Annotated in this window: 19 protein-coding genes, 1 tRNA gene and 1 pseudogene; 10 read left to right on the top strand and 11 right to left on the bottom strand. The window is 34.5% G+C overall.

What is annotated here, in order from left to right:
* Nucleotides 1-309 precede the first annotated feature (309 nt).
* Nucleotides 310-1386, bottom strand: a complete 1077-nt coding sequence (locus AAGD50_RS01180) for a rod shape-determining protein (RefSeq protein ID WP_264723800.1) — start codon at nt 1384-1386, stop codon at nt 310-312.
* 23 nt (nt 1387-1409) lie between these two features.
* Complete coding sequence (locus AAGD50_RS01175) at nt 1410-2831, bottom strand: carboxypeptidase (protein WP_010963135.1); 1422 nt, start codon at nt 2829-2831, stop codon at nt 1410-1412.
* 275 nt (nt 2832-3106) lie between these two features.
* Between AAGD50_RS01175 and AAGD50_RS01170 the strand changes: the two genes are divergently transcribed.
* The 4 genes from AAGD50_RS01170 to AAGD50_RS01155 all read left to right on the top strand — a co-directional run bounded on the left by AAGD50_RS01170 (nt 3107) and on the right by AAGD50_RS01155 (nt 7740).
* Nucleotides 3107-3586 (top strand): OmpA family protein, encoded by a 480-nt coding sequence (locus AAGD50_RS01170; protein WP_182309861.1) that lies wholly within the window; start codon nt 3107-3109, stop codon nt 3584-3586.
* Nucleotides 3587-3770: 184 nt separating this feature from the next.
* Nucleotides 3771-5066, top strand: a complete 1296-nt coding sequence (gene tilS / locus AAGD50_RS01165; protein WP_007548788.1) for a tRNA lysidine(34) synthetase TilS — start codon at nt 3771-3773, stop codon at nt 5064-5066.
* A 12-nt stretch (nt 5067-5078) separates the two neighbouring features.
* Entirely contained in the window at nt 5079-6917 is a 1839-nt protein-coding gene (gene ftsH, locus AAGD50_RS01160) for an ATP-dependent zinc metalloprotease FtsH (protein WP_012673393.1), read from the top strand.
* 154 nt (nt 6918-7071) lie between these two features.
* Entirely contained in the window at nt 7072-7740 is a 669-nt protein-coding gene (locus AAGD50_RS01155) for a hypothetical protein (protein WP_010081999.1), read from the top strand.
* Here the strand turns inward: AAGD50_RS01155 and tmk are convergent.
* Nucleotides 7733-8323, bottom strand: coding sequence for a dTMP kinase (gene tmk / locus AAGD50_RS01150; protein WP_182309943.1), 591 nt, complete (start codon nt 8321-8323; stop codon nt 7733-7735). The genes AAGD50_RS01155 and tmk overlap by 8 nt on opposite strands.
* 108 nt (nt 8324-8431) lie before the next feature.
* On the opposite strand from tmk, the gene AAGD50_RS01145 reads away from it, so the two are divergent.
* Nucleotides 8432-9004 (top strand): thioredoxin family protein, encoded by a 573-nt coding sequence (locus AAGD50_RS01145; protein ID WP_006279694.1) that lies wholly within the window; start codon nt 8432-8434, stop codon nt 9002-9004.
* A gap of 5 nt (nt 9005-9009) precedes the next feature.
* Nucleotides 9010-10728 (top strand): monovalent cation:proton antiporter-2 (CPA2) family protein, encoded by a 1719-nt coding sequence (locus AAGD50_RS01140; RefSeq protein WP_264723801.1) that lies wholly within the window; start codon nt 9010-9012, stop codon nt 10726-10728.
* 30 nt (nt 10729-10758) lie between these two features.
* On the opposite strand, the gene AAGD50_RS01135 is transcribed toward AAGD50_RS01140, so the two are convergent.
* The 4 genes and pseudogenes from AAGD50_RS01135 to AAGD50_RS01120 all read right to left on the bottom strand — a co-directional run bounded on the left by AAGD50_RS01135 (nt 10759) and on the right by AAGD50_RS01120 (nt 13047).
* Nucleotides 10759-11376 carry an SURF1 family protein gene (locus AAGD50_RS01135; protein ID WP_265041019.1) on the bottom strand — a complete coding sequence of 206 codons (618 nt, stop codon included), beginning with the start codon at nt 11374-11376 and terminating at the stop codon, nt 10759-10761.
* A 1-nt stretch (nt 11377) separates the two neighbouring features.
* On the bottom strand, nt 11378-11854 hold the full coding sequence (bfr, locus tag AAGD50_RS01130; RefSeq protein WP_077188433.1) for a bacterioferritin: 477 nt from the start codon (nt 11852-11854) through the stop codon (nt 11378-11380).
* Nucleotides 11855-11913: 59 nt separating this feature from the next.
* Nucleotides 11914-12411, bottom strand: a complete 498-nt coding sequence (locus AAGD50_RS01125; RefSeq protein WP_265024536.1) for an RDD family protein — start codon at nt 12409-12411, stop codon at nt 11914-11916.
* Nucleotides 12411-13047, bottom strand: a pseudogene (locus tag AAGD50_RS01120) (HAD family hydrolase). The gene AAGD50_RS01125 and the pseudogene AAGD50_RS01120 overlap by 1 nt, the downstream one beginning before the upstream one ends.
* Nucleotides 13048-13198: 151 nt before the next feature.
* Between AAGD50_RS01120 and AAGD50_RS01115 the strand changes: the two are divergent.
* The 4 genes from AAGD50_RS01115 (at nt 13199) to AAGD50_RS01100 (ending at nt 16063) form a co-directional block, all read left to right on the top strand.
* On the top strand, nt 13199-14023 hold the full coding sequence (locus AAGD50_RS01115; protein ID WP_264723808.1) for a hypothetical protein: 825 nt from the start codon (nt 13199-13201) through the stop codon (nt 14021-14023).
* Between the two features lie 152 nt (nt 14024-14175).
* Nucleotides 14176-14328 (top strand): hypothetical protein, encoded by a 153-nt coding sequence (locus AAGD50_RS01110; RefSeq protein WP_010963126.1) that lies wholly within the window; start codon nt 14176-14178, stop codon nt 14326-14328.
* Between the two features lie 552 nt (nt 14329-14880).
* Nucleotides 14881-15411: a phospholipase D family protein gene (locus AAGD50_RS01105; RefSeq protein ID WP_015589462.1), complete on the top strand. Its 531-nt coding sequence runs from the start codon at nt 14881-14883 to the stop codon at nt 15409-15411.
* A 109-nt stretch (nt 15412-15520) separates the two neighbouring features.
* Complete coding sequence (locus AAGD50_RS01100; protein ID WP_006279913.1) at nt 15521-16063, top strand: hypothetical protein; 543 nt, start codon at nt 15521-15523, stop codon at nt 16061-16063.
* A gap of 338 nt (nt 16064-16401) precedes the next feature.
* Here the strand turns inward: AAGD50_RS01100 and rnc are convergent, their stop codons facing one another.
* The 4 genes from rnc to AAGD50_RS01075 form a co-directional block, all read right to left on the bottom strand.
* The gene (gene rnc, locus AAGD50_RS01090) at nt 16402-17100 is read right to left on the bottom strand and encodes a ribonuclease III (protein ID WP_006279914.1); all 699 of its coding nucleotides are present in this window, start codon (nt 17098-17100) and stop codon (nt 16402-16404) included.
* A gap of 187 nt (nt 17101-17287) precedes the next feature.
* Nucleotides 17288-18364, bottom strand: a complete 1077-nt coding sequence (locus AAGD50_RS01085) for a quinone-dependent dihydroorotate dehydrogenase (protein WP_151807528.1) — start codon at nt 18362-18364, stop codon at nt 17288-17290.
* A gap of 130 nt (nt 18365-18494) precedes the next feature.
* A tRNA-Cys gene (locus AAGD50_RS01080) sits at nt 18495-18566 on the bottom strand.
* A 5-nt stretch (nt 18567-18571) separates the two neighbouring features.
* Nucleotides 18572-19468: a class I fructose-bisphosphate aldolase gene (locus AAGD50_RS01075; RefSeq protein ID WP_264724270.1), complete on the bottom strand. Its 897-nt coding sequence runs from the start codon at nt 19466-19468 to the stop codon at nt 18572-18574.
* Nucleotides 19469-19475 lie beyond the last annotated feature (7 nt).

Below are 19475 nucleotides of genomic sequence, written 5' to 3'. Positions count from 1 at the left end.
TTAATTTATAAACGCAAATCTTGTGTCATTCCAACATACAACTGTGCAAACGTTTTGATTTGGGGGCAATTTACATAGTAGATGATGTCATGAAAGTAGCTGACACTGGAATCTAGCTTCTATTACACAAATTCATTAAAACAGCATATTTATTTGTAATCAAGTTTCTTGGATCCCAGTGTTAGCTACTCGGATGACACCCTTTTCTGCTAGAAGTTGCCTTCAAATTACTTGGTGCATGACACTGGGATCTCATTTATATTACATAATTCCATCAAAACAATTCGATAAACTACCTTCAAAAATAATTTAATCTTGCTTGAATAAAACATGGCCAAAATAATCCATGTTTTCAAGCACTTTTCCACTACCTAAGGCAACACAACAAAGTGGTTCATCTGCAACACGAACCGGTAATTTTGTTGTTTCACTGATAACTTTACCTAGATTACGTAATAATCCACCACCACCGGATAAAACTATTCCTCTATCGACTATATCAGAAGAAAGTTCAGGTGGAGTGCTCTCCAGCGCAGTCTTAATAGCAGAAATTATCTGATGTACAGGCTCTATTAAACTCTCTGCAACTTGGTATTCTGATAAAAGCATTTCTTTTGGCATGCCACTCACTAAATCCCTGCCCTTAATTATCATTCCCTCTTTGTTATTTTCACCTGGCAGACTGGCTGAACCTATGCTTTTCTTAATTTTCTCAGCGGTTGTTTCACCGATTAATAATTTATGATTTTCACGAATATATGACTTTATTGCCTCATCCATAATATCGCCACCTACTCTGGCAGAACGTGAATAAACAATTCCACCTAAAGAAATAATTGCAACTTCAGTTGTACCGCCTCCTATATCAACAATCATAGAACCTTCAGGTTCGGTAACCGGGAGCCCAGCTCCGATTGCTGCAGCCATTGGTTCTTCAATTAAAAATACTTCATTTGCACCAGCACTTTCTGCTGCATCTTGTATAGCACGCCTTTCAACTGGCGTGGATCCAGATGGAACGCATATGATAATATTAGGTTTATTAACAGTGAATTTTGTGTTTGCACTGCGTATGAAATATTTTAGCATTTCTTCCGCACTTTTAAAATCAGCAATGACTCCATCTTTTAAGGGCCTTATCGCCTCTATCTCTCCAGGCGTTTTTCCAAGCATCATTTTAGCTTTTTTACCAAAAGCATAAGGAACGTAGCTTCCTTTTTCTTTTATTCTTGCTACAACTGAAGGCTCATCAAGCACTATTCCCTGATTTTTCTGATAAACTAAAGTGTTTGCAGTGCCAAGATCTATAGCAATATCGCTAGCGAATAAACCTTTGAAAGTGAAAAGGCTATAAAACTTTCCGGTTAATTTTCGAACAAAATTCATACATAACTCAAGAAAACCATTTATTAAGACAAATTATACTTTTCAGATAAGTAGTAAGTAACACACTCAACGTCTAAACCCTTACCTGTTACTTTTTTTAGCAGTTCCAGGCCACACTTTGCACTGTATATATTTTGAGATAACCAACTGATAAGTAAACTAAAATCTCCTTTTATTATAGCACTTAATGATTCGTAATGATTCTTTTTAACGCAAGAGAAAATCTGCACAGCAGCAATTAAAGCAATAATTTTTATAGGAAAGTAGCCCATAACACCGCTTGCCCAATATTCATCTTGAAAATAAGTGTTTAGCTCATTTTCAGCTTTTACTGGAATTTTATAGTGCTTCATACCTTCCAGCCACGCATCATGCAGGTCTTTGACTTCCAATGTACCATTTATTATATCTTGTTCTAACCTAGTTCTCAACATAATATGAGCTAACAGACTAAATTCATCTGCATTTTTTAAAAAAGAAGAAAGGTTTATTTCATTGAAAATCAAGTACAAATTTTCAACACTGCTAACTTTCTCGTTAGTTTTGCCTTTTATAGCAAATTTCTCTTTTATGTGTGGTTGAATAAACTCAATAAATTCTCTGGATGTTCCAATCATCCTTTCCATGAATAACCCTTGAGTTTCATACATAACATGTCTCGTAATTGGACTACTTATAGAATTTTGCGCTAAACATTTTTGATAAATTGCATAACCACTATGCCGTAAAAGTGAAAATAAACCATAACAAAAATCAGATTCATCATAATCTATAGGGTAGTAATAAGAAGTACGAATCTCATTTAGTGCAATACCCATTTGCTGTAAACATAATGAGCCAAGTTCAATCTGTTTCTGAGTAGCAACTTTTTGTATATTAGTAACCTTATCCTTTTTCTGCTTTTCAATTATTTTATCTACATTTTCGCTAAAAAATTTGCCTACCTTGGGGAATACTTCCCTTATATTCTTTTCTGTGATATCAGAGTCATAGTCAGCAAGCAGTGAGTCGTATTTTGAGCATTTTAATTGCTGCGATTTTATAGAAGCTACTTCGCGAATGAGTGTGATTAAATCAGTAAAACGTTCTTTTAGTTTTTCTAAGTTACTGGTTTCAGAATGAGATAGCTTCCATAAATTTTGGCATTCAACCTTAGCTTTGGATAAAGACTTTACTAAATCAATAGGAACAGCACTGTTGCTTTTATGTATTCTCTCTATTAACTTTAGCTGCTGAGTATTTGCACTTTTTTTGTTACCAAGAGCATCTGCTAATGATTCCTTTATTGCGTCATGAGAGATAATTTCATGTCTGATTTCTTCTAGAAGACTCATTTGTTCAACTTTGTCCTCTATATTCAATTGGCTTTGGTTTAGTACTTTTAGCGTATTTTCGATATTCTTTACCCTATATAATACTTCCTCTAAAAACTTATAAGATTGCATATTTGTTCATTATTTTAGAAAACATCTGTTTAATACCGTAATAGATTAATAATAAAGTTAAAAGTATATTTGCTTAAAGTACAATAAAAAATTGTACTTTTTATTCTTTTATTGGATTTTTCTACTCAGAGTCCAGCATATTATAGGAAAATTAATTGTAAGGTTGTAGAAAAAGTATTTAGTATTTTATTTCTCTTGACTATATTACAATATGGAGAGATATTAGCTACTGAAATTAAAGTTACGCACTATTTAAAATTTATGGAGGTTTAGTAATGTGGAGTAGACTGGTTATAATGTGCTGTTTTTGTTTATTACTTACTGGTGTAAGTTCTTGCCCAAAAAAAGGAGCAAATACAACAAATAAAATAAATTCTGTTGTTAAGCAGATAGGTGATAAAAGAGTTTTCTTTGGTTATGATGAATCTAGTATTGCTGAAGTAAGTGCAGATGCATTACTTGACGTAATGGAGGTGTTACAAGATAACCCTAACGCGAAGGTTACTTTAACTGGTCACACTGACAACCGTGGTTCTCATGAATATAATCTTGCGCTAGGCGCTAGAAGGGCAGATGCAGCTAAAAAATTTATGGTTAGTTGTACACCCTACATAGAAAACAGAATAAAAACTGCTTCTAAAGGTGAAACTGAGCCTTTGGTTAATGTAAAAGATGATTCTAGAAATTCTAAATATGAAAAAGAGCATGCTAAAAATCGTAGAGTGGAATTTTCATTTTCTGGAATAAAGAAATAGTTTCTTGCATTAAAACCTGGATCCCAGTGTCAAACACTGGGATGACATAAAGAAAGGGCACTGGGGTAGACAAAAAAGGACAAACTTGTCATATTTCGTTGCTTGTTAGCGGGATCTATATATACCACAAATAAGTCGCGGTATGACGTAAGAGATCTGACCTGTCTGGCCATCAAGAGACATAATGGAATTAGAGTTATTATTTCAAAATGTGGTTAATAGTTTTGCTTTCTATAACAATCAAGTTGCAGTTGCAGTATCAGGTGGTGTAGATAGTATAGTCTTACTGCACTTAATGACTAACTGGGCAAAAAAAAACAAGCTTTCACTTCCTACAGCATTAACAGTAAATCATGGGTTACGTCCAGAGTCTCAAAAAGAAGCTGATTTTGTTGTAAGTTATGCAAAGGAACTTGGAGCAAAGGAATCGTTCATATTAAATTGGGAGAAGCAAAATATTAAAGGCAATATTCAGTTACAGGCACGAAAAGCACGGTATAAGTTACTAGCAGAGTGGTGTAAAAATAATAATGTTAAATATTTACTTGTTGCTCATCACAAAGATGATCAAGCAGAAACGTTCTTGTTAAGATTAGAGCGAGGTAGTGGCGTAGATGGATTATCATCAATGGACTACAAGTCTTTCCTAAATGGTATTTATATATTTAGGCCATTGTTAAATTTTAGTCGTAGTGAAATAGAAAAGTACGCTAAGCTTCATCGGTTAAAATGGATCGAAGATAGAAGCAACTATGACTTAAAATACAGGCGAACTTTATACCGTAACTTACTTAAAGCAAGTGATAATCAAGAGATTTTAACAGAGCGAATATGCCTCACAGCCCTTCATATGAAAAGAGCTGCAAAAGCGTTGATGCACTACACACGCCTTGCGTTTAATGACTGCGTTAATGTGCATGATCTTGGTTATATTGAAATTAAACTAAGTGAGTTTTATCAATTGCCAGAGGAAATAGCCTTGAGGCTTCTTCTTTACTCCATAATGGCAATTGCCAGTAAACATTATAAACCAAGGTACAACAGCCTTATCGTAATATTTAATAAAATATTGCAAAAGGATAGTAATGTTAACTGTACACTTTCTGGGTGTAAAATAAGAAAACATGGAGAAAATATCTTGATAATTAGAGAATCGTCAAAGATACAAGAAATTACCTTAAACCTACCTTTAAATGAACCTACTCAATGGGATAACAGATTTAGCTGCACAATACTCGGAAATCAAGAGTGTTCAGTTATCATCGCTCCATTAAAAAAAACACAAAAAGTTCCTGAATTTCTGAAGGATTACAACTGCTGCCCTGAAGTTTTCTATTCTTTGCCTGTAGTGCTAAAAGATGGAAAGGTGCTTGCTTATCCTGATGTAAATTATAACGGAAAAAATACCAATGACGATAAGGTTCAATGCATTATTAATAGCACGATAAAACAAAATTTGGTAAGCTTGATTAGTATTTAGTTAGAAATAGAAATGAAAAAATTTTTAGAAGGCTTATTGATCTGGTTAGTAATTATTGTTCTTATTTCAGTTGCTTATATTCAGTTCAGCGGAAATGTAGGTAAAAGTAAAACAATTATACCTTTTTCGGAATTTTTAACTAGACTAGAAGACAATGATGTAGAAAATATTGTCATAAAAAACCAGAGCATTGAAGGCAAGTTCAGGGACGGTTCAAGTTTCAATTCAAGCGGTGTCATATATAGCGACCTAATAAAAAATTTACATGATAGAAAAGTGAGATTCTCCTTTTCAACTGGAGATTCTGCCATGAACGTAATTGGTGGATTACTTATCTCATGGGTCCCAACATTTATCTTTATTGGCTTCTTGCTATTCTTTCTTAAACAAACACAAGCGGGGGGCAACAGAACTATAAGCTTTGGCAAATCAAGGGCTAGACTCATGACTAGTGGAAAAAAAGTAACATTTGATGATGTTGCCGGAATTGATGAAGCAAAAGAAGAGCTAGTAGAGATCGTTGATTTTCTTAAACAAAGGCAAAAATTTCAAATATTAGGTGGAAAAATACCAAAAGGGTGCCTTTTGATTGGCTCTCCTGGAACTGGTAAAACTTTACTTGCTCGTGCAATTGCAGGAGAAGCTAATGTGCCATTCTTTAGTATTTCTGGATCTGATTTTGTTGAAATGTTTGTGGGTGTTGGTGCAAGTCGTGTTCGTGATATGTTTGATCAAGGCAAGAAAAATGCTCCTTGTATAATTTTTATAGATGAAATAGATGCGGTGGGTAGACATCGTGGCATTGGTCTTGGTGGCGGCAATGATGAAAGAGAACAAACATTAAATCAGTTATTAGTTGAGATGGATGGCTTTGAGTCTAATGAAGGTGTAATAATAATTGCTGCGACTAACCGTCCGGATGTCTTAGATCCAGCACTGCTTAGACCTGGTCGTTTTGACCGACAGATTACTATTTCTTTACCCGATATAAATGGGCGTGAAAAGATATTAAATACTCATATAAAGAAAATATCAATAGCACCAGATGTAAACGTGAAAACAGTTGCAAGAGGAACACCAGGTTTTTCAGGGGCTGATCTAGCAAATTTGGTGAATGAATCTGCACTTATCGCTGCAAGAAGAAACAAGAAGATTGTTACCATGGATGATTTCGAATATGCACGTGATAAAGTGATGATGGGCGTAGAAAGGCGATCTCTCATTATGACAGAAGAGGAAAAGAGACTGACTGCATACCATGAAGCTGGTCATGCGATGATTGCTGTTAATATGCCTGCTTCTGATCCTATACACAAAGCAACAATTATTCCACGCGGTAGGGCACTCGGTTTAGTTATGAGACTACCAGAAACAGATAGAGTGTCCCTCACAAGAGAAAAGATGCTAGCAGATATAACTGTTGCAATGGGTGGAAGAGTGGCAGAAGAGCTAATTTTTGGCTACGATAAAGTCACAAGCGGTGCATCTTCGGATATAAAACAAGCATCTGATTTATCACGCGCTATGGTAACAAAATGGGGAATGAGTGACAAAATAGGCCCGATCTATCACAATCGCGAACAAACCATACATGGTTCTGAGATAATTTCTGAAGATACGTTAAAACTTATAGATGAAGAAGTGAAGAAAGTTGTATCTTCTTGCTATGAAAAAGCAAAAGACATTTTGACCAAGCATAAGAAAGGCTTAGATCTCATTGCCGAAAATCTACTGGAGTTTGAAACTTTAACAGGAGATGAAATAAAGGACATATTAAATGGAAAAAAAATTGTTAGAGAGGAAAATGAGAAGAATGAGAAAATAAAAAAATCCTCTCTCTATGAGAGTTGACCTCATCTTAAAAATGCTAATCAGCTAACGCTGCAATAAAACATTCAGAATTGTAACTGTCAATATAAATTGTATTAAAATATTCATAATATTGCATTTTCATCACAATAATGCTATCATTCAGTTAGTATTAATGTTTAATGAGGTGTGAGTAATGATTGATATAGCTTCTATTGGTGTAAGTACAGTTATTGATCAGAATTATAGAAGAAAAGCACAATTATGTTTATCAGGATTATTTGTAACTGTGTCAATAGCAACTGTTACCTGGTTTATTTTCCCTGCGTCACAAAATGTATTAGCTCCGTTTTTACTTCCGGCTATGTTCTTGCTCTTCACTTTATCGATGGGTTATTACATGTTCATATTTAGTTGTGAAGAAAAATCTTTGGTAAAGAATGTTCTTGGTATGGTTGAACCGGCTGAATCGGTAAAGAGAGTGCATTGCCAAGAAAATATTAAGTCCTTATTAGCAGAAGTGAGAAGTACTACGAAAGATAGGTTTCGTAACGTGCTTGTTAATCTTTGTTTTGAAGATCGTAGTAAAGCACACAAACTTGCATTATATGTGAAAGAAATTGACGATATTGTGTCTTCAATAAAAAATAAAGACCTCTTAGACCATTTTGATCAATTTTTTACTATTACTGAAGTAAGCAATAAAAAAAATAGAAGTGAATTAATGAACCTCGCAAGGGCATATAAGATGATAAGTGAAGAAGATCCAGACAAAATACAGGATTTTTTAGCTACTCAAACAAAAAGTTATTCATATGAAATAATGTTACCTGAAATTGATAATTTTCTATCACAAGCTAGGTGATTTTATCAATAATTTCATTGTGTACGTGATTATCATTTTTTGTTTCAATTCCAGTGATAACACTGCACCTAACGGGCTCTTTTATGGCTATTTCCTGAAATCCTTTTCTGACCTTATTGTAAAAATTAACATCCATTTCTTCATATTTATTCTTGTCTTTTGCTCTATTTAACCCAACTTTAACATCAATATCTAGAATGAATGTAATATCTGGATATTTAATTTCCACTAGCTTATGTAAGTCCCTTATTAGCCCTAAGTCAACTCCAAACCCATATCCTTGATATGCAATAGTTGAATCAATAAACCGATCACAAATCACTATTTTTCCTTCTGCAAGAGCTGGTAATATTAATTTTTTCATATGTTCGTGCCTCATCGAGATAAGTAGCAAGAGTTCAGAAATAGGATCAATATTATTTGTTAACAACACTCCTCTTATCTTTTCTGCAAAATCAGTACCACCTGGTTCTCGAGTCAATACCACATTATTTTCGCCGTGAATTTGCTTAAAATGATTTGCAAGTAGCTTAGATTGTGTTGTTTTACCAGAGCCGTCTATTCCTTCGAAAGTTATGAACATAAGTTTTATAATTATAATACTAAAAAAGAATATGCAAACAGTATACATAGAAACCGTTTGACATTTAAATAATAAGACCGTAAATTACATGTGGTATAATAATAGTCTATGGTTGCTCTGAATACTCCTAAAGTCGATTTTAGTTTTACTGCAAAAGATTTTAATCTTTTGGGAGTAGACAATAAATATTATGCATTAAGTGACTGTTGTGGAAAAAATGGTCTTATTATAATGTTTATATGCAATCACTGTCCTTACGTTCAGTCAATTATTAGCAATCTGGTAAGCGATGTTGATCAATTGAAAAAAGATTATCAGGTAAACACCATTGCAATAATGCCAAATGATGTAAATGAATATCCAGAAGATTCCTTTGAAAATATGATTAATTTTGCCAAGGAAAATAAGTTTACATTTCCATATTTAATTGATAGTACACAGAAAATAGCTAAAGAATACGGGGCTGTTTGCACTCCTGACTTTTTCGGCTTTAATTCCAATTTAAACCTTTGCTATCGTGGACGTTTTAACGACACAAAAAAAGAAAAGGTTCAAAGCTATGAAGTAGGAAGTAGTGACTTATTTCAAGCTATGAAATTTATTGCAGAAACTGGTAATTCTCCAATTGACCAAAAATCAAGTATTGGCTGCTCAATTAAATGGTCTAATTCTACAGGTTAAATATCATGCACAGTGGCTCTCAGCATTTGTTTGATATTATAATTTTGCTTTCTGCTGCTGTGTTTATAGTCATAGCATTTTGGAAAATGAATATTAGTCCAGTGCTTGGTTACTTCGTTGCAGGTGCAGTTATTGGTTCTCACGGATTTAATCTGATACACTCAGCTGAAGCAATGGATAATCTTGCAGAATTTGGTGTAGTTTTTCTATTATTCATTATAGGCCTTGAATTGACATTTGAACGCCTGATCGCTATGCGTATTCATGTATTTGGGTTCGGTTCTCTTCAAGTTATAGTTACCATGGTAGCAATATGGTGCATCGCTCTTGCTTTCGGAGTGAATACGAATATAGCAACAGTTATTGGTGGTGGGCTTGCGCTATCCTCAACAGCAATAGTGTTGCAGGTTCTGCAAGAAAAAGGTTCTCAAGCAAGTCAGGTTGGTAGATTGTCGATAGCAGTGCTATTAATGCAAGATTTTGCAGTGGTACCATTAATAGTATTGGTACCTTTACTTACTGGCAATTCTGAGCACAGCCTGATAAGCTCATTGGCAGGTTCATTGGTGCAAGCAGCTATTGCATTAGTGCTGATATTTATAACTGGTAGATTATTGCTTAGACCTTTATTTTCGGTTATTGCTAAAATGGAAAGTAATGAGATCTTTATATCAACAACGCTTTTAATAGTATTAGGAGCAGCATTTATTACTGAGCAATTCCATTTATCGTTAGCATTAGGTGCATTTGTTGCTGGATTGTTAGTTGCAGAAACAGAATATAGACACTCAGTAGAACACGCAGTATTGCCATTTAAAGATTTGTTTCTTGGCTTATTTTTCATGACTGTTGGTATGTCCATCAATACCGAACTTTTACTCAATAAGTTACCACTAATTACTTTATTATCGATTATCCTTATCGTTTTAAAAACATCTATTATATATATATTGTGTAGATTTTTTGGGTTTAAGAGTGCACCTGCTATACAAGCTGGGTTACTGCTTTCACAAGGCGGTGAATTTGCGTTTATTTTGTTTCGCTTAGCAGATGAGCTAAATGTGCTACCAAGTGAAATCGCTCAAGTACTTATGATGGTAACTACAGTAACCATGGCTTTCACTCCTCTTTTATCGGGGCTTGGAGATTGGATAGCAAACTCATTTAGCACTGAGAAAACAATATTAGATGATGAAGCTGTTGAAACAGATACACAAGATCTTTATAACCATGTGATAGTTGCTGGATTTGGTAGAGTGGGATATATGGTAACAAAAATGCTTACGGCAGAGCATTTAAGTTACGTTGTTGTAGATATTCAATCGAAAATAGTCAAAGAAGGAAAAAGTGATAGTTTTCCTATATATCTTGGAGATGTTACAAGATGTGAAATTTTAAAATCGGTAGGAATAGAAAGAGCTCAAGCTCTCGTTATTTCAATAAAGAATGAAGTTACTATAAAAAAAGTTGTTTCTTTAGTTGCAGCAAATTTTCCGCATGTAAATATTGTAATACGCTTACCAGATCTGAGTAATGTGGAGGTTTATAGAGATCTAGGAGCTAGTAAAATTATTCCTGAAACATCTGAGATAGGATTGCAGCTAGGTGGAGCTGCACTGAGCCTTAGTGGTATTAGCGAAAGTGGAGTTACGTTTTTAAAAAGTAGATTCAGAAAAGGCAATTACAGTATGTTAAAAGACCTTGGTAGTGATAAAGATGAATAACTACTTCTCTAATTTTATGTACAGAAAGCTTCAAGCTTTATTGAGGTTTTGCCTATAGTAAATTACGCACATAATCAACCAAATTAAGGAAAGTGCAAACCAAGTGATTGCATATTCCAAATGCTTCATTGGCTGTATAGCTACTTTGCTGCCAAAATTGTTCGGCCACAATACACACTTCTCTAGCTTAATACCTAACTCATTGGAAATTTCTTCTGTACTCAGGGTAAACCATATATTCGAAGCAGTATCGTTCTTGATAAACCAATTTTTACTTTTATTGCTATCGCAATATAAAATTCCATCTGCAACTACTTTTTCAATTTTTACTTTTTTCTCCTTTTTTTCTCCGACTATTCCTTTATTCACCAACATGTAACGTCCAGTGGTGAGCAACATAGGAGACAGCACGTGATAGCCGTGTTGCCCTGCAAAAACATATAGTTCTATGTCACTTAGAATCCCATCAATCTTGACATGCCTATAGTTAAATTTTTCAAGGTCGTTATTGGGCAATAGATGAACCACTGGAAGACTCATACTTTTAATAATATTATTCTTCCAGTTCAATCTGAATATTTGCCATAACCCTAATAAAAAAAGAAGTGAGCAAGGTATAATTAAAATAAATACTATCTTTTTTAACACTCTATATTTGTGTTCTTAAATAGTTTTCAACACCCATTAGTTCAATAAGATCGATCTGTTTCTCAATCCAATGAAAGTGCTCTTCTTCATTTTTTAACATCTCTTCTAATAACATTACACTAACAAAATCCTTTTCTTTCTCAGCGATAGAAATCGTTTCTTTGATATCCTTAATACCTTTTCCCTCTAATTTCAAATTAGCTTCTAAGATTTTCCGTATTGTGTCTTTTGTAAACTTTCCATCATACTTTGATATTTCGTTTGTATCCTGAAAATTTGGGACTCCTTTAAATAACAAAATTCTTTCTGCCAACTTGTTTGCATGTTCAAGTTCTTCGTTAAGCTCATTTTTTACCTTTTCTGCAAGTCTATTAATTCCATTGTTTTTGAGAATCGCAAAATGCAAAAGATACTGGCGTACAGAAGTCAGCTCATTGGTCAATAATTTGTTCAAATGTTTTACTATCTCTTCATTCATAATCTTCCCTTAGTTCAATTCATCAGCATAATTTATATGATAACGATAGTTATAGCAACTCATTTAATAGTTCCTTTGATAACAACCGTATTAAATAGCATGTCGTGGTATGTCTGTTTTTTCTTAGAGAAGCAAGCAACTAGATACCAGCAGAGAGTGAGCAGCACCGTTAATATAGTGAGTAGCACTATTAATATATCGAAAGCGTTTATTAACACGTCCTGTTCTTGGAAAAGCTCGATAAGGATAACTATTATGTTATATAATAGAGAAAGAAAAAACTGAGAAATGCTTCTATCAAATGCTAAACTCAAATCTATTTTAGAACCGTCCAAGCTTATGGTATGTATGTTCATTAATTGCTGACCAGGAGTTGCTTGGGCTTTTGAAGATATAAAATATGTGAAGTAACTGCAATCTATACACATAGATGAAATTAACGGAAAATTCTTTAACAATAGTCTGATTAATAAGTTTGGAATTAATAAAATTGCTCTATCTATCAAATATGCGCAAAAGCGTCTTGTTATACTGGCAATCTCTGTAACAGCGGTCATTACCTATCTTCTAAATACTTTATTACAAAATCTGTAAGTTTATCAAAATGTTGAAAACATAACAAATCTTCATAACCGCTTATTGATTGACCGTATATAATAGGTAAACAATTGGCATTTTGTGCACACAGAACATCTGTGATGCTATCACCAACGAAAAACACATTTTCTCTATTTATAGGCAACGTACTCTCTTCTAATGCAAATAGCAGTGGGGTTGCAGATGGTTTATCTTCTGCAGTATCGCATGACCCAACCACTCTTTCAAAGTAGGAATCTAGTAAAATAGGCAACTTCTTTACGTAAATTAGTATTTTTCTTATTACTTACTATTGCTAGATAAATATTGTGGCTTTTCAGTGTCTGCAACATTTTCTCTACTCCTTGATTCAAAGCAATGTTTTGCAATAGCGCATCATCTAAATATTGTTGATATATCTGATTCGCTTTTTTCCACTGATCGCCAAATAAATTGACCATATAGCTCTTTCTCGACTCATGGGAATTTCTATCAGCAGCTTTATTACTATACCCCATTGAGTTTATGGTATGCTTAATAGCATTAAAAATGTTATCTTGAGTGTCAACTAAGGTATTATCCCAATCGAATACTACTGCTAATGGGCTGTTTTTCATTTCTATATTGTTATATATTTTAAATTAATAAGTAAATAACATTTTAATAAAAAAAATATAAATAGGACGCTCTACCACAAGTTATGTTAACTGTTTTTTATATAATTAGCTAACATACTGGTTATATGATATGTTTTAATAGGTAACAGGTATGGCCCAGACATCTAAAGAAAGTGTTGAAAAAAAGTTTAAAGATGTTTTTGAACGTTCTCCAGGTGCTTTTCCAGAAGGTACCTCATTAGAAAAGAAGGTTAATTATATCGCAAAAGGAACAGAGGCTCTAAAAGCTGTGAAAAGTAAGGAGCTTGAGAACAAAATGAAAAACGTTGCAGAATTGAGTCAGAAATTTGAAAGTCAAAAAGGACGTGCAGATGAAAAAGTACGTCAAGATTTTGAAAGAATTGCTGAGCTTGACCAACAATATAAAGGGAAGGGCATCTTCACAAGTGAAAAAGTTGCAGAGCCAAAAAGTGACAAAAAATTCCAAGACACTCCGAGAAAAACTACAACAGCAGTTAAAGACCTTGAACATAATACACAAAAAAAGACTACTGAAGCTTCTGTGCAAACAGCATCAGAGCACGATTCACAAACCGTTAATCCCTCAGTGAGCAAGAGTTCTGTAAAAGAGAAGCTCAACACTGAGCCGGACAAAAAAGATAACACGCCTCAACCACAAGAAAATCAAAAAGAAGAAGGGTTTTTGAGTCTTCTGAAGCGCTTTGTTAAGAAAATATTAGAAAAATTTTTAGGTGAAGGTGAAAAGGATGTAGAGAATGCTCGTGGCATGAAAGAAGATGCTCAAAGAGATACGTCAAATAACGAAGAGCAACAAAAGAGTAAGCAGCTTGATGAAATTTTAAAGGACAAAAGTGTAAGCGAGGGTTTGAAGCAGGCAACAAAGCTTGAGAACTCGGCAATAACGCCTGTTAATACTCCTAAAGTGAATGAAGTAAACACGGGTCGTGAAAGGTGATCCGCTTTCAAGCTTCATTATACCGCCACGAACCGTCATACCGCCGCGGTATCTCATCCGCTAACAAGTAGCGGGATGACGATTGTCAGGGTGTCATCCCAGTGTCCCTATGATGTCATCCCAGTGCCCTGACTACTTGGATCTAGCAAGCTTTGCTTGCAAATAAGTCTAATACGCGTCGCGTTTTATGCCAAAACACAATTGGAGTTACATGCAAAATAGATCCCAGTGTCAGCTACTCGGATGACAAAAAAAGGAGCACTGGGATGACACCATTTGTTGTATTTAACAAAGTTCGTACTTAGCTTCATGTTAGCTATAAACATTAAGAAATTTACCAAGCGAAAAAAAAGGCAAAAGAAGCCCCAGCTAATATCTATTTTAGAACATTGGCGTTTTTTAAGTCTTAAACACTGCAATTTAGCTGCTTTTAAATGCAACTCACCTTAGTTTAAATGTTTAAGAAATTTACTAAGCAGAAAAAAAGGCAAAAGAAACCCCGTGTTAGCTAGTTGTCACTCCCTAATCCTGCAAATTGGCGTACTATACTGTCTTAAACGACTTATAAGCGCGTTTCAGCTTGTGTAGGTAAAAACCTAGAAATATTGTGAAGACATAAGGTGCACATAGTGCAAAAAATTAAAAATAAGACGCCAACTACGTTGTTTTCTTGCTGTTTAATCTGCACAGATGAAGATAACTGAATACCTTCAGTTTCATGATAAGGGGGCTGGCGGAGTTTGTCAAGTAAGTTTTTTCGTTTCTAACGGTTGTTGCCAAAAACTATGCAAGAAGTCTATTGACAGGTGATTAAATTATAATGTAGCCTATCGCCGTATATCCGGGGGTGGGTTGTTGTGAGGCTTTTTCACTTTTTATTCTTGTTAATGTGTTTTTCTCTGTATTACTATGCGGGTTTTATATTTTCGCCCTGCCCAAAAGCTACGGTTTGCTTTTCACCTGGAGAAGATTGTGCTGTACCGATAATCAACGTAATAGATCAGTCTAAAAAATCTATCTTAGTTCAAGAATATACATTTACTCTTGGAACAGTTGCAAAATCTTTGATTAATGCTAAAGAACGCGGTGTTGATGTTAAAGTCATCTTAGATAAATCGCAACTCTACTCAAAATATAGTGTTATAAATGAATTATTTTCAGGTGGAGTACCAATTTGGATCGATGATAAGCCAAAGATTGCTCATAATAAGATAATGATTGTTGACAATCAAAAAGTCATCACAGGGTCATTTAACCTTAGTAAGACAGCTAAAAAAGGAAATGCTGAAAATTTATTAATTATTACAGATTATCCTGAATTGATTCAGCAGTATGTGAAAAACTGGGAGGCACGAATGTCACAATCTTACAAATACGCTCCCAACTAATCGAGAGCGCTTGCTCAAAATCAGTTTTAAAAACAGCAAGGGAGAGCTTTTTTGATTGATTGGCATAATGATTATGATATAATGAACTAAAAATTTAAGGAATAAAGTAATGGATTATATAAATGATGCTGCCGGTAGCTACACTGCTATTCATGATTTTTTTCAAAACAACGGTGTTGGAGATTACAAAGTTCAATGCAATTATGGTGGGGTGCCGTATGCTACTGATGAGTACGTGCATTCTGGCGATAAATTTTGGAGTAATAATTTCATAGACTCACATTTTGGCAGGGAAATAAAAATGTATCCTCAAAGTGAACTTTTAGCTAAAGAATATGCTGGAAATACGTTGCCAGTTTCAATATCACTAGATAAGGATTTAATAAAAATGAAGGAATGTCAGAAAAAAACGAAATTTGTGGAACTAGAAAGGGAGTCAGGTGATTTAGTGCATGATAAGCAAAAGTATGTAAAGTGTTACACAACAAAGCTATCATATGATGATGTACATATTTACAATAACGATAAAGTTTCAACATTTAGCATAAAATACGACGTGCCAAATGATCCGAAATACAGTTTAAATATAACATTTACAAAGGTTAATGATAATAAACCAGGATTTTGGCAGAAATTTAAAAATATGTTTTAACGTGACCATTCACTGGTTTTTACTCAATCAACCAACAACAGTTAATATCAAATTTTTATAATTAAAAAATATGCTATTTTTTAAAACTTTCATTCTCCTTGACTCTGTCAACTTCACAAAACAACTCTTGGACCAAATGTATCTGGCATAACACCTTTTGGTAACTTGCTACTTCTTTTTTTCCGCATCTCCGACAACAGCCATTGATATTCCACTACATAAGGCTTGATTTTTGGTAGATCAACTTTTTTATGAATAATACTATGCTTCTCCTTAAATTGACCATTTACCCTAAACGCTATTAGCTTCCTTAAAATTTACATTAATGCCTATTTTGCCTAAACTGAAGCGTCTTTTCCAATTTTTTCTAGCATCAACTCAGCAGCTTTTTGTTCAGCAATCTTTTTACTAGAAGCGCATGCAGAAACTTTACCATAATCTTCTATGCAAACTGATATAGTAAATTCAGGATTGTGCGCTGGTCCAGTTTGTTTTACAAGCTCATACTCTGGTAAAGGCAATTTGTTTTTCTGAGTCCACTCTTGCAGTGAGGTTTTAGGATCTTGAGGGGGGTCAAGCATGCCTTTAGCTAGCTTTTCCCAATATTGGATAATAAATTTTTCAACATTTTCAAGCCCGCCATCAATATAAATTGCACCTATTAGTGCTTCAAGCGAGTTTTCTAAATTTTTTAAGTTACATCTCCCTCCATTGCAGCGTTCACTATTATTCATGATGATAAAGCTGCCTAATTTTATTTCTTTAGCAACATTAGCAATGGTGTTGCCACAAACTAAATCCGTCTTTCTTTTTGCCAATGCTCCTTCTTTTTCTTCAGGAAATAGTTTAAACAGTGTGGCAGATACAACCATATTCAAAACACTATCGCCCAAAAACTCTAGTCTTTCGTAGCTTACAATCTGGTTTTTGCTATTCCTTTTATTTACGCTTGGGTGAGTTAGTGCCTCTTCTAATATTGCATAATTTGTAAATTTATAATCAATGATCTTAGATATTGCATCATTCAAACTCTTCATACCCATTATTTAAAAGAATAACACTTCCTACCACACCTTTATACCAAAGAATTAGTTTTGTTTTATTAAAATAATACCAACAACTTCCAAAATATACAGTTTAATAGACTTCTTGCATAACCATTATTTGAATAATGATTCATCGATGTTATTCCAGTGTCGGCTACTTAGGTGACAGAGAAGATGCTTAATGTATACAACCCACCACCTCACTAATGTTACTAAATCCATCTCTCCTTATTAGTTCTGCAAGTTCTAGATTAATTTTGTTTACAACTTGAGGTCCGTGGTATATGAGAGCAGTGTACAACTGCACCAAAGAAGCTCCTGCCTTTATTTTTTTATATGCATCAGCACCACTTGAGATTCCTCCGCATCCTACCAACAATATTTTGCCCTTAGTAAGTTTGTACATATCGCTCAATAACTCGGTTGAAAGTTTAAACAGCGGTTTGCCACTCAACCCACCACTCTCGTTGTGGTGGGAATGTAAGTTATTCCGACTGATCGTAGTGTTGCTCACTGTTAATCCGTCAATCTTATATTCCAACGCAAGCTCAGCGATATTTTCTTTCGTTTGCTGATCTATATCTGGTGAGATTTTTAATATTATTGGTATGGATTTAGAATTATCAATTGATTTCCGGGTTAGAGTTACGGATTTCAACAATTCCGATAATTCTTGCTTATTGTGCAGATTGCGTAAATTAGGCGTGTTTGGGGATGAGATGTTCAGCACTATATAATTGCTTTTTCCATATACTATCTTTATTAAGTCAACATAATCGCTGATTTGGTCCTTTGATGTACTGTTTTTTCCTATGTTGATGCCAAAAATGCAATCATCAAGCTTGGTTTTATCTATTTGTTTAAGAAAGTAGTCTATTCCTTTATTGTTAAATCCCAATCTGTTAATTACCCCTTGATCTTTAATTAACCGAAAAATTCTTGGTTTTTTGTTTCCATATTGTGGATTACGAGTTACAGTACCAGTTTCAATAAATCCAAAACCAAATGAAAGCATAGGCCTTATAACTTCTGCATTCTTGTCAAAACCTGCAGCCAGACCCACGGGGCTTCTGAGCTTATTACCAAAAAAATTCACACTCAAAGATTCTGGTAGCTCTATAGGATTCTTATAAGGTATTTTCTTTAATGCCATAATTGCCAAAGAGTGAGCAACTTCGGGCGGCAGTAAAAACAATAAATCACGTAATATCATTTTGTAAAACACTTTGCTTATTTTTAGTTTATTTTTTACCATGAAACGCTATAAGAGTATAACCATAACTTGAAAAGAAATTGATTTTACTTATGAATAATTTTCTCTATAGGTTACACACTTAAAGCTACTGTTGAATTGAGCAACTTTTACAAGATATAGAAAATGAAAGAGGCCGGGACCGGAATTGAACCGGTATAAAAGGATTTGCAGTCCTCTGCATAAGCCATTCTGCCACCCAGCCGTTTTTTATGTGTAGATATCCATTATATCTTTTAGCATAGATAAAGCTTCCTCCCTTTTGCGTTGGAAAGTGTTACGTCCAATGATTGAACCATTACCACCACCCTGCTTAATTTCTTTCGCTTCATTGCATATGTCATTCACTGATTTCGACTCGCCACCAGAAAAAACTACTATTCTTTTTCCTGCAAAACAAGATCTTTTAACATATTCAATTCTTTTAGGTAATGATTCAATATTTTCTGTTTCTATTTTCTCCCTTTCCAAATATTTAGTTGGAAGTTTTACTTTTATTATATTAGCGCCAAGCAAAGCTGCCATGTGTGCAGCATAGGCAATAACATCAACCGCTGTTTCACCTTCTTTGGAAATTCCTTCACCGCGTGGATAAGACCATAACACTACTGCAAGCCCATAAGATTTAGCTTCAGCTACGATTTCACGGGCTTCTTCCATCATATCGAAACACTTAGCAGAACCAGGATATATAGTAAATCCAACAGCCAAGCAGCCCAAACGCAGTGCATCTTTCACAGAAGAGGTTATTGCTTGATCAGAAGTCAGATTCTTCGAATGTAAGGAGTTGGAACTATTAAGTTTCAAAATAAGTGGGAGCATTCCAGCATAAGTTGAAGCACCAGCTTCAATCATACCAAGTGGAGCAGCATATGCACTTACTCCCGAATCAACTGCAAGCTGAAAATGATAATGTGGGTCATAAGCATCAGGGTTAACTTCAAAACTTTTTATTGGCCCGTGTTCAAACCCTTGGTCTACAGGGAGAATTACTAATTTGCCAGTGCCGCCAAGCTTTCCATGCATGAGAATACGAGTAAGATTTGCTTTTACCCCAGGGTTTTCACTTTCGTAGTAGCTTAGGACTTGTTTTACTTTATCACTTATCACTATA

This window comes from Wolbachia endosymbiont (group A) of Apotomis capreana, assembly GCF_964027025.1.
In the GTDB taxonomy this organism is placed as follows: Bacteria; Pseudomonadota; Alphaproteobacteria; order Rickettsiales; family Anaplasmataceae; genus Wolbachia; species Wolbachia pipientis.
The sequence above is the reverse complement of the archived record's forward strand: the minus strand, read 5'-3'. Positions and strand labels throughout refer to the sequence as shown.

Bases quoted from the DNA above. Each gene is read 5' to 3' on its own strand.
- AAGD50_RS01155 (WP_010081999.1), top strand. From the start codon at position 7,072: ATGATTGATATAGCTTCTATTGGTGTAAGTACAGTTATTGATCAGAAT.
- AAGD50_RS01115 (WP_264723808.1), top strand. From the start codon at position 13,199: ATGGCCCAGACATCTAAAGAAAGTGTTGAAAAAAAGTTTAAAGATGTT.
- AAGD50_RS01180 (WP_264723800.1), bottom strand. From the start codon at position 1,386: ATGAATTTTGTTCGAAAATTAACCGGAAAGTTTTATAGCCTTTTCACT.
- tilS (WP_007548788.1), top strand. From the start codon at position 3,771: ATGGAATTAGAGTTATTATTTCAAAATGTGGTTAATAGTTTTGCTTTC.
- AAGD50_RS01100 (WP_006279913.1), top strand. From the start codon at position 15,521: ATGGATTATATAAATGATGCTGCCGGTAGCTACACTGCTATTCATGAT.
- AAGD50_RS01140 (WP_264723801.1), top strand. From the start codon at position 9,010: ATGCACAGTGGCTCTCAGCATTTGTTTGATATTATAATTTTGCTTTCT.
- AAGD50_RS01145 (WP_006279694.1), top strand. From the start codon at position 8,432: ATGGTTGCTCTGAATACTCCTAAAGTCGATTTTAGTTTTACTGCAAAA.
- bfr (WP_077188433.1), bottom strand. From the start codon at position 11,854: ATGAATGAAGAGATAGTAAAACATTTGAACAAATTATTGACCAATGAG.
- AAGD50_RS01085 (WP_151807528.1), bottom strand. From the start codon at position 18,364: ATGGTAAAAAATAAACTAAAAATAAGCAAAGTGTTTTACAAAATGATA.
- AAGD50_RS01175 (WP_010963135.1), bottom strand. From the start codon at position 2,831: ATGCAATCTTATAAGTTTTTAGAGGAAGTATTATATAGGGTAAAGAAT.
- ftsH (WP_012673393.1), top strand. From the start codon at position 5,079: ATGAAAAAATTTTTAGAAGGCTTATTGATCTGGTTAGTAATTATTGTT.
- AAGD50_RS01125 (WP_265024536.1), bottom strand. From the start codon at position 12,411: ATGACCGCTGTTACAGAGATTGCCAGTATAACAAGACGCTTTTGCGCA.
- AAGD50_RS01170 (WP_182309861.1), top strand. From the start codon at position 3,107: ATGTGGAGTAGACTGGTTATAATGTGCTGTTTTTGTTTATTACTTACT.
- tmk (WP_182309943.1), bottom strand. From the start codon at position 8,323: ATGTTCATAACTTTCGAAGGAATAGACGGCTCTGGTAAAACAACACAA.
- rnc (WP_006279914.1), bottom strand. From the start codon at position 17,100: ATGAAGAGTTTGAATGATGCAATATCTAAGATCATTGATTATAAATTT.